This is a genomic window from Neisseria sp. P0020.S003, assembly GCF_051957095.1.
GTDB lineage: Bacteria > Pseudomonadota > Gammaproteobacteria > Burkholderiales > Neisseriaceae > Neisseria > Neisseria subflava.
Map to the genome: position 1 here is coordinate 1 of NZ_JBQCWU010000118.1, position 213 is coordinate 213.

Genomic DNA, 213 nt, shown 5'->3' on the forward strand with positions numbered 1-213 from the left:
CAGCTTTGGTATCTGCTTGACTTGCTAAATTGTAAGCATCGTCTGCACGGCCTTTAGCTTCACCCGCTTTGGTATCTGCCGCTACCGCTTTAGCATCTGCCGCAGCTGCCGCTGTCTTAGCTTCACCCGCTTTGGTATCTGCCGCTACTGCTTTAGCATCTGCCGCTTCAGCTTTCGCTACCGCACCATCAGCTTTGGTATCTGCTTGACTTG

The 213-nt window shown here is 52.6% G+C and carries 1 protein-coding gene; it reads right to left on the reverse strand.

All coding sequences use genetic code 11. The features are described 5' to 3' along the window. On the reverse strand, window positions 1–213 hold a 213-nt coding region (locus tag ACTHTQ_RS11610; RefSeq protein ID WP_440364002.1), incomplete at both ends, for a hypothetical protein.